We start from the raw sequence: 12,713 nt of genomic DNA, 5'->3' as shown, positions 1-12,713 counted from the left end.
TAATGTCAGCAGATGTATTTTACACAAGTTTAGCAGGTAAGGAAAAATTAAGGAAGGTAAAGGAAAGGAGAAAATAATTTTTGGAACAGATTCTACAGAATAATAGTGAAATAAAAGACATGCAATCCCATTACTGTATGATAGCGAGGTATCATTGGGGAGATGAAAATGGTAAATCCAATGCAAAGTTCGCTAGGCTAACGTTATCGGAAGAGGCAAGGCAAGCTGGATTTGTTGATGTATGGCTTGCATATGATTCAGGTATTACTATGAAAGAGAGCAATTCACATCTCGAATATGATATTGAAAAGCCAAGGGTTATCACGAGAAGAATTCATAGTGGGGATGAGAATGGAAAAACAGTATATGAGTTGGCAAGTGTAATCGCAAGAAAAGAAAACGATACAGGTATATCCGAAGAAGAAAGATCACGTTTATATATGTGTGTGGCTGAAGATATAGAGGTTGTGACAAATGGAAAAGAGTCAAAAGCTCAGTGGGTTCAGAGTAGTGCTTCCAATAAAGTAATCATTGGAAGAAATCACTATAAAGATGAAAATGGAAAAACAGAAACGATATTTGCAAGTTTAAGCATAGTAGAAAAACTTTCTAAGAAGAAATATCCGTTGGTGCTTACCGATATTAAAACATTAAATGAATGTAAAGAAAGTAAGTCTGATTTTTCCGTCGATGCACCTGTTCATGATACGAAGTTGAAGTTATGGACGAAGAAAGCCTTTAATACAAATTTTCTGGATCATACATGGGTGGAATCAATTGATCCAAGTGATGAATTCAGATGTAAGGGTGGCACGGATAAAAATAGATTTTTACATGAATTTCAAATTCCGCATTTTACATATTATGCATTGAATGAAGTACGCGACAAAGATGATTCAATTGGAATCTTATATGGCATATGTGGTGTTTGTCATCAGATGGCAAATCGATTTCTCTATCCAAGCGGAAGGTCCATTACACAGTTAAATCTGGAAGAAAGACCCAAAGGATACAATCTGTCATCAGCACTGTATGGAACTTATGGCTACGATTTTTCCGGTTGGAGAGACAAGGTGTATCAACCTGCTTATAATAAATATGCGGGTAGAAAAAGTGAAAAAGAGAGTGTGGAAAATGTATTTGTATTCAGTTACAAAGCAGAGCTGGAGAAGTTGAAAACATTCAGTAAAGAATATTTTGCAGACATATTAACAACAGAAATGATAGAGGGAGTTCATAAAGCACAGGGAGAATGGCTTACACAGATTACGGATATATTATCTAAGTATGAGTTTCTATCTGATGATGGAAAAATTATAAAACCTGAGAGTATATCAAGCGATAAGGTAACTTCCATGTATATGGAAATCATACAGGTGCAGGAAGATGTATTTAAAAAAATTAGAGGTGTAGTTGGCATTCCTATATGGAAGAAACTTAACAACGGAAGTCCGGATATTATAGATATTGTAAGTGTGGAAGAAGCGTTAAGTTTTTATGAATCGATCATTGAGTAACTCAAACTTTTGATGTGGGATATGGAGGAACCAGAACAGGTGTAAAGGTGGATGGAAAACTTCTGTTCATTTCATTATTGTGCGTAGCGCACAAGAATCATTATGATGAAACTCCATTGTAAATACGGACGTCTCACAATATAATGAGTACATCAATTAAATCATATTTGATGACGAAGACGTCAGAACAGTAGTGTTCTGGCGTCTTTTTTTGTATCAAAATGTATGATGTATCATACTCCGCTAAGGAGAAAATTTAGAGTAAGAAAGGAAGAAAAAATTATGAAGATGATTAAAGCAGTTGTAAGACCAGAAAAATGTGATGAAGTATTAAATAGTTTATGTGAAGCAGGTTATCGTGCAGTAACCAGATTTGGAATTTTAGGACGTGGAAAACAGAGAGGACTGAAAGTAGATGATGTTTATTATGATGAAATTCCAAAAGAAATGTTGATGTTGGTTGTAGAAGATGAAGATGTAACAAAAGTAACAGATATTATTGTAAAAACATCTAAGACAAATGATGAAGGAGCTTTTGGAGATGGAAAGATTTTTATTCTTCCGGTAGAAACTGCAATTACTGTAAGCTCTGGAAAGAATGAATTGTAGGAGGTGGTCTTATGAAACAGATTGTAATTATATTAAGACCAAATTGTTATTTTAAGACAAAACAGGCATTGAGTGATAATCGTTTCTTTGCAATGAGTACAAAGGAAGTGCTGGGAAGAGGAAAAGCCACGGTACGTTTTACCGCAAACGAAGGAAATCCCATGACAACAGCTGAAAAGATATATGAAAATGCATTGGTAGCAAAGAAAATGATTGAAATGATAGTACCGGATGAGGCGGTAAAAGCTGTTGTAGATATTGTTCTTTCTATAAACAGTCATGGAACAGAAGGAGACGGAAAGATTTTTGTGCTTCCGGTGGAAGAAAGTATTCGTATCCATACTGGAGAAAAAGGAGAAGATGCATTGATTTAATCAATGTATACAACCGAAGGAAAGGCGTGATAGAAAGATGAAAAAGGATAGAGGAGATTTCCGATTAAGGAAAGATATATCACAGAAACGATATGTAATATCAGCAATTGTTACATTTGTAGTAATTTTTGCAGCATGGACATTACTTTGCTTAAGTGGAAGTGTAAAAGAACTGTTTCTTCCATCACCTGCAAAGGTAGTAAAAGATATTGTAGATAGTGCAATGGATGGTTCTCTTTGGGTAAATATGGGATATAGTATTTTCCGTATTACAATGGGATTCATTATTTCAACACTCATAGGAGTTCCACTGGGAATTCTGGCAGGAAGTTTCAGACCATTGGAAGCAGTTATTGCTCCGATTTGTGAGTTTATCCGTTACATGCCGGTTCCGGCATTCGTACCACTGGTTATGGTATGGTGCGGCATTGGAGAAGGAGCTAAGATTACCATTGTATTTTTAGGATGTTTCTTCCAGATGGTACTTATGATTGCAGATGATGCAAGAAGCGTATCAGATGATTTATTATCTTCCAGTTACACCCTTGGAACTACAAGATGGACAACGATTACCAAGGTATTGATTCCGGCAATGGCACCAAAAATGATGTTAACCTTACGAATGATGATTGGATGGGGCTGGACATATTTGACAGTTGCAGAGTTAGTTGCTTCCAGTTCAGGACTTGGATATTCCATTTTGAAAGCACAGAGATTCTTACATACCGAGAGTATTTTCTCAGGAATTCTGGTAATCGGAATCTTAGGATTGATTACAGACAGACTGTTTGCATTTGCAATTAAGAAAATGTTCCCGTGGGCAGAATAAAAGGAGGAATAAGAGATGGCAGGAAAGAAAATAGAAAAAGATACAACCGGATCTCCGCTGGAAGCCCATGTAGCGAGCAGTAAGATACTTGCGGAGCATATTGATAAAATATATACCTCAGGGAAAAAGAGTACAAAAGCAATCGAAGATGTTTCTATTGACATACAGGATAATGATTTTGTCTGTATCGTAGGACCTTCCGGATGTGGTAAGTCTACCTTACTTCGTATGTTAGCAGGATTGGATTTTCCATCGGCAGGAAATATCATTATTGATGACAGAAAGGTAACCGGACCGGGACCGGACAGAGGAATGGTATTCCAGACTTATACATTGTTCCCTTGGATGACAGTAGAGGACAACATTAAGTTTGGTTTGAAGCTGAAAAAGCTGCCAAAGGATGAACAGCAGGAAATTGCTGACCGCTATCTGGATATTATCGGATTAAAGAAGTTTGCAAAATCATATCCAAAGGAATTGTCCGGTGGAATGAAGCAAAGAGTTGCCATTGCAAGAGCTTTGGCAAACAAGCCGGAAGTGCTTTTGATGGATGAACCTTTCGGAGCATTAGACCCGCACACAAAGTCAATGATGCAGCTTTTGATGCGTGAAATTTGGGAAAAAGAACATCCAACCGTTGTATTTATTACCCATGATATTGATGAAGCAGTATTCTTGGCAGATAAGATTTATGTAATGTCAGCAAGACCGGGAAAAGTAATTAAAGAGGTAAATGTATATCTGCCTCATAAACGTAGATTGGAATTAAAGGATACGCCGGAATTTATAAACATAAGAAAAGGAATCAATGACTTGCTGTATTCTGCAAACCAAGACGTAGAGGAAGAGTAAATGGAAAAATATGTGGCAGCAGTTCAAATGGACTGTGTTACCGGAGCAGTAGAAGAAAATACCATACATATTATTCAAATATTAAAAAGAATGAAACGGGAAAACGAAGCGGTTACGTTAATAGTTTTCCCGGAAATGATTCTTTATGGATATGAAAAGTTAGAAAAAATATCCACAGATTGTAGTCAGATGCAGTTAGAAAGAAATTTGAAAGAAATAGCAGAAACCTGTGAGAAACTTAAAGTAAATGCAGTTGTAGGTGCTCCGTATTTCGGAGAAGCGGGAATAGAAAATGCACTTTACTTTCTGGATACCAATGGAAAGGTACAGCATGTATATTCCAAAATGCATTTAATTGAAGAAGAGAGAAACATATTTCAGCCGGGAAAGGCTTGCAAGATATGTGAAACAGATGTGGGAAAGCTGGGATTTTTAGTTTGTTGGGATAGTGCATTTCCACAAATGGCAGAAAAATATGCATTAGAAGCGGCAGAACTTTTTATTATCAGTGCAGCATGGGAAAATCCATACGAAAGACAATGGGAATTAGCGGTGTGTGGAAGCAGTTTTTCCGGTGATGTACCTGCCATAGCAGCAAACCGTATTGGCAAAGATGGAAATGTAGAATTTGCCGGACATGCTATGATTACAGATTGCCTTGGAAATGTATTAGAAGAAGCAAAAAGCAGTCAGGAATCCTATGTGATTGCAGAGCTGACAAGAATAACAAATAAAGAAAAACGTCAAGGTTTTGGAACACAAATAAAAGAAAAATCCGTACTTATATAGGATAGAAAGAAGGAAGAAAATGAGCATAAGCAGAATGGTATACACGGGAACCTCTTATTTTGGAGAGTTTGCCAGAAATGAGATAAAAACAGAAATCGCAAAACACCATTTCAAGAAGGCATTTTTAATTTCGGATAAAGACCTGATAAAATGCGGAATTGTTGAGAAAATAGAAGCGGTCCTAAAGGAAAATCAGACCCCTTATGAAATAGATGCCGAAGTAAAGCCGAATCCAACGATTGAAAATGTGCTTTATGGTCTTGAACTTTATAAAAAGAGTGACAGCGATTTTATCATTGCAGTAGGAGGTGGTTCTGTTATTGATACCGCAAAAGCCGTAGCAGTGATTGCCAATAATCCAGAAAATGCAGATGTAGTATCGTTGGAAGGAATGGATAAAAGCAGCAATCCGGCAGTACCGATTATTGCACTGCCAACCACAGCAGGCACCGGTTCAGAAACCACAATGGATTATGTAATTACCAATACAAAGGAAAAAAGAAAAATGGCTTGCATGGATTCTAAAGTAGTTCCTGTTGCAGCAATCTTAGATACGGAAATTATGGCATCTTTGCCGTTAAAACTTACAGCAGCAACAGCCATGGATGCTTTAACCCATGCAGTAGAGTCTTATTTATCTCTTGGTGCATTTTCTTTTTCGGAAATGCTTTCGTTAAAGGCAGTCAGCCTTATTTCTGAGAACTTTTTGAAAGTATTAGAAACACCAAAAGATTATGAAGTAAGAAAGCAGCTTGCCATTGCACAGTATTTGGCAGGTATGAGTTTTACCAATGTAGGTCTTGGAATCGTACATTCTATGGCACATCCTTTAAGTGCATTTTATGATGTACCGCATGGAGTTGCCAATGCATTGATTCTTCCATATGTATTAGAATTTAACGCAGAAGCGTGTGGAGAAAAGATGAAGGAATTGGCAAGAGCATTTGATCCAACCTTTGATATGAAAAAGGATGAGAAAGCCGCAACAGCATGTTGTGTAGAAATGATTCAAAGATTTAATACACAGGCGGGTCTGCCACAGAAATTAGTAGAAATTAATGTGAAAAAAGAGGATTTTGATGCATTGGCACAATCTGCGTATACAGATGCTTCTACACCGGATAATCCAAGAAAAGTTGATGTTGCTATATTAAAATCACTTTATGAAAAAATGTATGCATAAATGCACAGTAGATAGAAAGGAAGCGTTTTAAAATGTTAAGAGAAGAATTACCAGAAATTATTACAGATCATGTACCGGGACCAAAGGCAGAGGCATTATTGAAAAAAAGAGATGAAGCCTTACCAAAAGCATTATGTGGTTATACATATCCAATTTGTATTAAACGAGGCGAGGGAGCTATCTTAGAAGATGTAGACGGAAATAAGTTCTTAGACTTTATCGGTGGTGTCGGAGTATTAAATATTGGTTATTCCAGACCGGAAGTGGTAGAAGCAGTAAAAGAGCAGGCAGAAAAATATTTCCATTGTATTTTCAATGTGGTAGCACACGAAGGATATATTGAGTTGGCAAGACAGTTTGATGAATTGATGCCTTGTCGTGGGGAAAAGAAAAAGACCTTTTTTGCAAACAGTGGTGCAGAAGCAGATGAAAATGCGATTAAAGTAGCAAAAGCATATACCGGTCGTCATAGCATTATCTGTTTTTCCGGTGCATTCCATGGAAGAACAAACTTAACTATGGCATTGACAGCTAAAAAATCATATGCACTTGGCATGGGACCATTCCCATCCGGAATTTATCGTGCAGAGTTTCCTTACCTATATCGTGCACCAAAGGGATATACCGAAGAAGAAGCAATTGAGTATTATGTTCAGAAATTAACAAAGCTTTTTGATGAAGCAGCACCGGCTTCTGACGTGGCAGCAATTTTGGTAGAGCCAATTCAGGGCGAAGGCGGATTTATCCCGGCACCAATCGAATGGGTAAAAGCAGTAAGAAAAATCTGTGATGACAATGGTATCCTTTTGATTGCCGATGAAGTACAGTGTGGTAACTGTAGAAGTGGAAAATATTTTGCTTCCGAATATTGGAAAGAAGCAGGAGCAGCACCGGATATTATTTCTACTGCAAAGTCTATGGGCGGTGGAGTTCCAATCAGTGCTATTACAGCAAGAGCAGAGATTATGGATGCAGTACCGGCAGGAACTATTGGAGGAACCTATTGTGGAAATCCTTTGGCATGTGCTTCTGCCCTTAAAGTATTAGAAATTATGAAAAAAGAGGACTATGCAGGAAAAGCAATGGAAATCGGCAAAAAGACGATGGCAGCTTTTAATCGTATGAAAGAAACCTATGAAGAAGTAGGAGATGTGCGTGGTCTTGGTGCAATGATAGGCATAGAATTTGTAAAAACAAAAGAAGGAAAAGAACCATATCCTGAATTTGTAGCTAAGTTAATTCAGATTGCATTACAAAAAGGATTAATGCTTGAAAATGCCGGTTCCGCAGGAAATGTAATTCGTTTCCTTGCACCACTTTGTATTACCGATGAGCAGTTAGAAAGAGGATTTGCTATTTTTGAAGAATCCATTAAAGAAGCAGAGGAAGCATTAAAATAATAAAAGGGGGAACTGTTATGGAATTTAATTATTTTCTACCGGTAAACTTGATATTTGGAAGAGGAAGTGTGGATAAAGTCGGCACAATTGCAGTGGAATATGGAAAAAAGGCACTAATTGTAACAGGAAGAAGCAGTACGAAAAAGTCAGGTTTACTAGACAGGGTAATAAAATATTTAAAAAAAGCAGAGGTAGACAGTGTTGTATTTGATCAGGTAAGACAGAATCCACTTACTACTACCGCACAGGAGGCAGCAGAGCTGGCAAAGAAAGAACAGTGTGATGTTGTTATCGGTGTTGGTGGAGGAAGTATCATGGACTGTGCCAAGGCAGCAGCTTTTCTGGCAGTAAATGAAGGAGACATCAACGATTATATTTTCAATCGACTGAAAAGTGAGAAAGCACTTCCGATTATACTGATTCCAACAACCTGTGGAACCGGAAGTGAAGGAAATGGATTTGCAGTATTAACGAATCCGGAAAATGGAGATAAGAAGTCCCTGCGTTGCAATGCAATCGTTGCAAAAGCATCGATTATTGATTCGGAGTGCATGATGACGATGCCCAAAGGAATTTTAGCAAGCGTTGGATTTGATGCGTTGTGTCATTGTATGGAAGCGTATGTCAGCCGAATCAGTCAGCCACTCACAGATATGATGTGTGAAAAAGCAATGGAGCTTATTGGAAAACATTTGATTCCTCTTTACGAAGGAGAATGTGAACCGGAGAGTTGGGATGCGGTAAGCTTTGCCAGTACCATCGGTGGAATGGTGATTAATACCGCAGGAGTCACCTTGCCACATGGTATGGAACATCCGGCAAGCGGTCTAAGAGATATTACGCATGGAAAAGGTCTTGCAGCAATTACACCGGTGGTAATGGAGGCAAGCATAGAAGGAAATCCGGAAAAATATGCAGTAATTTCCAGATGCTTAGGCGGAAAAGACGAAACCGATTGTGTAGCAACCATAAAGAATTTTCTGGAAAAATTGCAACTTACAGTTACCCTGGGTGAACTTGGAATTAAGGAAGAAGATATTCCGTGGATGGCAGAAAACTGTATGAAGGTATCTGCCGCAGGAATCGCAAATCATCCGGTGGTATTTGAACAGAAACAGATTGAGGAATTATATCGAAAAGCACTGTAGATAGGAGGCGCTATGAAGAAGAATAAAACATTTATTGACGGTAGCTGGGTAGACGGAACTTCAGGAAAAACATTACAATCCATCAATCCGGCAACAGGCGAAGTAATTGCTGAGGTACAGGAAAATAGCATAGAAGATGTAGAAAAAGCCATTCAGTCTGCAAAAAAGTCTTTTTATGTAACACGAGAGTGGCGTGATATGGATACCCAAAGTCGTAGTGATGTACTTCTTAAAATTGCAGATATGATAGAAGAAGAGCTAGAAGAGATTGCCAAAACAGAATCTATGGACAACGGAAAGCCATTGCGAGAGGCAGAGGCTGATGTGGATGATGCAATCCATTGCTTCCGTTACTACGCAGGATTGATTCGGACACCACAGGGCGGTGTTTATGGAGTAAACAGCAACTTTGGACCAATGCATTCTTATACAGTACATGAGCCGGTAGGTGTGTGTGGATTGATAACTCCATGGAATTTCCCGTTTTTGATGGGAATATGGAAGATGGCTCCGGCACTTGCAGCAGGAAACAGCATTATTTTTAAACCAAGTTCAGAAACGGTATTATCTACGATTAAAATGTTTGAGATTTTTGAAAAGGCAGGACTACCGAAAGGAACGGTAAACTTAGTAATTGGACCGGGAAGTACTGTTGGAAATCTGCTTGCAGAAAGCAAAGACGTGGATATGGTAACATTTACCGGAAGTACCGCAGTAGGACAGAGTATTATGCGTGCGGCAGCAGGTAATGTGAAGAAAATCGGATTAGAGTTAGGCGGAAAATCTCCAAATGTGATTTTTGCAGATACAGACTTAGATGCAGCAGTAGAGTGGGCAATGATTGGAATCTTTTTCAATCAGGGAGAAGTATGTTGTGCAGGCTCTAGAATTATTATAGAAAAATCTATAAAGGATGAGTTTGTAAAACGTTTTTCCCAGAGAGCAAATCGTATGACTCTTGGAAACCCGTTAAACAATCCGGACATGGGACCATTGGTTTCTGAAAAGCATATGCAGGATGTATTGAATTATATTGAAATAGGAAAAAAAGAAGGTGCCAAGCTAGTATGTGGCGGCTATCGCTATGAAGAAGGAGAATGTGCAAAAGGATATTTTGTGCGCCCAACTATTTTTGACGAATGTACAAGTGAGATGCGTATTGTACAAGAAGAAATCTTTGGACCGGTAGTAACAATTCAAACCTTTGAAACAGAAGAAGAAGCCATTGTCCTTGCAAATGATACTATTTATGGTCTTGCAGGTGCGGTATTTACCAATGATGCTACAAGAGCGCAGCGTGTAATCAGTGAACTTCGCGCAGGAATTACATGGATTAACTGCTATAATCCGGCATTTTCAGAGGCTCCATGGGGTGGCTATAAAATGAGTGGTATTGGACGAGAGCTTGGAACACATGGCTTAGAAGAGTATCAGGAAGTAAAACAGATTAACATGAATATGGCTCCGGGAATTTTAGGATGGTATGAGAATTAACCCATAAGGATAATTGACATTGAGAACTGTTTATAGATATAGTATAAACAGTTCTCATAACTATATAAAAATATAAAAAGAAAAAGTAAGGAGGAAGATACATGCATTTAACACCAAGAGAAACAGACAAGTTGATGCTTCATCTTGCGGGAACATTGGCAAAAGAACGAAAAGAGCGGGGGCTGAAACTGAATTATCCGGAGGCAATTGCTTATATCAGCTCCGAATTGTTAGAGTTAGCAAGGGATGGACACAGCGTAACAGAACTCATGAGCATGGGAACACAGATGCTTTCCGCAGAGGATGTTATGGACGGTGTTCCGGAAATGATACATGAAATACAGTTAGAGGCAACTTTCCCAGATGGAACAAAGCTGGTAACTGTACATAATCCTATTATTGGAAATGGAAAAGTAACTCCGGGAGAGTTATTACCGGAAGAAGGAGAAATTGAGCTGAATGCAGGAAAAGATACGGCACAGATTCAAGTGACCAATACTGCGGACCGCCCAATCCAGGTGGGATCACACTATCATTTCTTTGAAGTAAATAAAGCATTAAAATTTCAAAGAGAACGTGCTTATGGTATGCGTTTGGATATTCCTGCCGGAACGGCAGTGCGTTTTGAACCGGGAGAGACAAAGCGCGTGAACCTTGTAGAAATCGGAGGAAACCGAGAAGGACATGGACTAAATGGTCTGGTAGAAGGAAAATTTGACGATGCCAAAGTAAAAGAGGCAGCCTTAAAAGAGGCAAAAGAACAAGGATTTCAGGAGGTAGAAGCCAATGTATAAAATGAGCAGAGCAAAATATGCAGATATGTATGGTGCTACAACAGGCGACCGCATTCGTCTGGCAGACACCTCACTGATAATAGAAGTAGAAAAAGACTATGCTGTTTACGGAGAAGAAGCCAAGTTTGGTGGAGGAAAGTCTTTGCGTGATGGAATGGGACAATCATGTAAAGTGCGTGATGAAGATTGTCCTGATACCGTGATTACCAGTGCAGTAATTATAGATTACTGGGGCATAGTTAAGGCAGACATTGGTATCAAAGACGGAAAAATATGTGGAATCGGTAAAGCAGGTAATCCGGATATGATGGATGGAGTAGATAAAAATCTTATCATCGGTGCGGGAACAGAAGTGATTGCAGGTGAAGGGTTAATTGTTACTGCAGGTGGGTTGGATACTCACATTCACTTTATTAGTCCAACACAGGTAGAAACGGCACTTTATAGCGGAATTACTACCATGATAGGTGGAGGAACCGGACCTGCAGATGGAACCAATGCAACCACTTGTACACCGGGAAGATTTAATATAGAAAAAATGTTAGAAGCATCCGAGGAATTACCAATGAATTTAGGATATCTTGGCAAGGGAAATTCCGCAGATTTAGATACATTAGCAGAACAGGTAGAGGCAGGAGCTTGTGGCTTAAAACTCCATGAGGACTGGGGTTCCACTCCGGCTGCCATTGACCATTGTCTTACCATTTGTGATAAATATGATGTGCAGGCAGCAATTCACACAGATACTTTGAACGAAGCTGGTTTTGTAGAAGATACCATTAATGCTTTTAAGGGAAGAACGATTCATACTTACCATACAGAAGGAGCCGGAGGAGGACATGCACCGGATATTATTCGTGCAGCAGCATTTCCCAATGTATTGCCATCTTCCACCAATCCAACCATGCCATTTACGAAAAATACATTAGATGAACACCTGGATATGTTAATGGTGTGTCATCATTTGGACAAGAAAGTGCCAGAAGATATTGCATTTGCAGATTCCAGAATCCGTCCGGAAACCATTGCAGCAGAAGATGTATTGCATGACATGGGAATTTTCTCCATGATGAGTTCCGATTCACAGGCAATGGGACGTGTAGGTGAAGTTATCACAAGAACCTGGCAGACTGCTGATAAAATGAAAAAACAGCGAGGAACATTACCGGAAGATAATGAGCGTAACGATAACTTCCGTGTACGCAGATATATTGCAAAATATACTATTAATCCTGCAATTACCCATGGTGTTTCTAAATATGTAGGTTCAGTAGAAGTGGGAAAAATGGCAGATTTGGTATTGTGGAATCCGGCAATGTTCGGTGTGAAACCGGAAATGATTATCAAAGGTGGATTTATCATGGCTTCTAAAATGGGAGATGCCAATGCCTCCATTCCAACTCCACAGCCGGTAGTGTATACCAATATGTTTGGTGCATATGGACTTGCACGAAAGACTTCTTGTATTACATTTGTTTCTAAAGCGGCTTATGAAGCAGGAATCAAAGAAAAATTATCTTTACAACGACAGGTACTTCCGGTAGAAAATTGCCGAAATATTGGAAAGAAAGATATGAAAAATAACGATGTGATTGCAGATATACAGGTAAATCCTGAGACATACGAAGTGCGGGTAGATGGAGAAAAAATCACCTGTGAAGCAGCAGAAGAGCTTCCGTTGACACAGAAGTATTATCTGTTTTAATGCAAAAGGAAGGACGAGA

At 38.9% G+C, this 12,713-nt stretch carries 12 protein-coding genes; all 12 read left to right on the top strand.

Translation table 11 applies throughout. The annotated features are described in order from the left end of the window. Nucleotides 1–80 precede the first annotated feature (80 nt). Nucleotides 81–1,517, top strand: a complete 1,437-nt coding sequence (locus KQI83_RS01840; RefSeq protein ID WP_216554253.1) for a hypothetical protein — start codon at nt 81–83, stop codon at nt 1,515–1,517. Nucleotides 1,518–1,799: 282 nt separating this feature from the next. Then, entirely contained in the window at nt 1,800–2,126 is a 327-nt protein-coding gene (locus tag KQI83_RS01835; RefSeq protein WP_216554251.1) for a P-II family nitrogen regulator, read from the top strand. An 11-nt stretch (nt 2,127–2,137) separates the two neighbouring features. Then, entirely contained in the window at nt 2,138–2,500 is a 363-nt protein-coding gene (locus tag KQI83_RS01830) for a P-II family nitrogen regulator (RefSeq protein WP_216554249.1), read from the top strand. Between the two features lie 37 nt (nt 2,501–2,537). Then, nucleotides 2,538–3,329, top strand: coding sequence for an ABC transporter permease (locus KQI83_RS01825; protein ID WP_216554247.1), 792 nt, complete (start codon nt 2,538–2,540; stop codon nt 3,327–3,329). A gap of 15 nt (nt 3,330–3,344) precedes the next feature. After that, nucleotides 3,345–4,181: an ABC transporter ATP-binding protein gene (locus KQI83_RS01820; RefSeq protein WP_216554245.1), complete on the top strand. Its 837-nt coding sequence runs from the start codon at nt 3,345–3,347 to the stop codon at nt 4,179–4,181. Further along, on the top strand, nt 4,182–4,970 hold the full coding sequence (locus tag KQI83_RS01815; protein ID WP_216554243.1) for a carbon-nitrogen hydrolase family protein: 789 nt from the start codon (nt 4,182–4,184) through the stop codon (nt 4,968–4,970). It begins immediately after the preceding gene. 19 nt (nt 4,971–4,989) lie between these two features. Beyond that, nucleotides 4,990–6,153: an iron-containing alcohol dehydrogenase family protein gene (locus KQI83_RS01810; RefSeq protein WP_216554241.1), complete on the top strand. Its 1,164-nt coding sequence runs from the start codon at nt 4,990–4,992 to the stop codon at nt 6,151–6,153. Between the two features lie 32 nt (nt 6,154–6,185). After that, nucleotides 6,186–7,553 (top strand): aspartate aminotransferase family protein, encoded by a 1,368-nt coding sequence (locus tag KQI83_RS01805; RefSeq protein WP_216554239.1) that lies wholly within the window; start codon nt 6,186–6,188, stop codon nt 7,551–7,553. A gap of 17 nt (nt 7,554–7,570) precedes the next feature. Further along, nucleotides 7,571–8,701: an iron-containing alcohol dehydrogenase gene (locus KQI83_RS01800; RefSeq protein ID WP_216554238.1), complete on the top strand. Its 1,131-nt coding sequence runs from the start codon at nt 7,571–7,573 to the stop codon at nt 8,699–8,701. Between the two features lie 12 nt (nt 8,702–8,713). After that, complete coding sequence (locus KQI83_RS01795; RefSeq protein WP_216554236.1) at nt 8,714–10,195, top strand: aldehyde dehydrogenase family protein; 1,482 nt, start codon at nt 8,714–8,716, stop codon at nt 10,193–10,195. A 101-nt stretch (nt 10,196–10,296) separates the two neighbouring features. Next, the gene (gene ureA / locus KQI83_RS01790; protein WP_216554234.1) at nt 10,297–10,989 is read left to right on the top strand and encodes an urease subunit gamma; all 693 of its coding nucleotides are present in this window, start codon (nt 10,297–10,299) and stop codon (nt 10,987–10,989) included. Beyond that, the gene (ureC, locus tag KQI83_RS01785) at nt 10,982–12,694 is read left to right on the top strand and encodes an urease subunit alpha (RefSeq protein ID WP_216554232.1); all 1,713 of its coding nucleotides are present in this window, start codon (nt 10,982–10,984) and stop codon (nt 12,692–12,694) included. The genes ureA and ureC overlap by 8 nt, the downstream gene beginning before the upstream one ends. Nucleotides 12,695–12,713: the final 19 nt, after the last annotated feature.

Source organism: Roseburia sp. MSJ-14, from assembly GCF_018918225.1.
Taxonomy (GTDB): Bacteria; Bacillota; Clostridia; order Lachnospirales; family Lachnospiraceae; genus Petralouisia.
This window is presented reverse-complemented; position numbering and strand designations above follow the sequence as displayed.

Bases quoted from the DNA above. Each gene is read 5' to 3' on its own strand.
- KQI83_RS01800 (WP_216554238.1), top strand. From the start codon at position 7,571: ATGGAATTTAATTATTTTCTACCGGTAAACTTGATATTTGGAAGAGGA.
- KQI83_RS01820 (WP_216554245.1), top strand. From the start codon at position 3,345: ATGGCAGGAAAGAAAATAGAAAAAGATACAACCGGATCTCCGCTGGAA.
- KQI83_RS01830 (WP_216554249.1), top strand. From the start codon at position 2,138: ATGAAACAGATTGTAATTATATTAAGACCAAATTGTTATTTTAAGACA.
- KQI83_RS01795 (WP_216554236.1), top strand. From the start codon at position 8,714: ATGAAGAAGAATAAAACATTTATTGACGGTAGCTGGGTAGACGGAACT.
- ureC (WP_216554232.1), top strand. From the start codon at position 10,982: ATGTATAAAATGAGCAGAGCAAAATATGCAGATATGTATGGTGCTACA.
- KQI83_RS01825 (WP_216554247.1), top strand. From the start codon at position 2,538: ATGAAAAAGGATAGAGGAGATTTCCGATTAAGGAAAGATATATCACAG.
- ureA (WP_216554234.1), top strand. From the start codon at position 10,297: ATGCATTTAACACCAAGAGAAACAGACAAGTTGATGCTTCATCTTGCG.
- KQI83_RS01815 (WP_216554243.1), top strand. From the start codon at position 4,182: ATGGAAAAATATGTGGCAGCAGTTCAAATGGACTGTGTTACCGGAGCA.
- KQI83_RS01810 (WP_216554241.1), top strand. From the start codon at position 4,990: ATGAGCATAAGCAGAATGGTATACACGGGAACCTCTTATTTTGGAGAG.
- KQI83_RS01805 (WP_216554239.1), top strand. From the start codon at position 6,186: ATGTTAAGAGAAGAATTACCAGAAATTATTACAGATCATGTACCGGGA.
- KQI83_RS01835 (WP_216554251.1), top strand. From the start codon at position 1,800: ATGAAGATGATTAAAGCAGTTGTAAGACCAGAAAAATGTGATGAAGTA.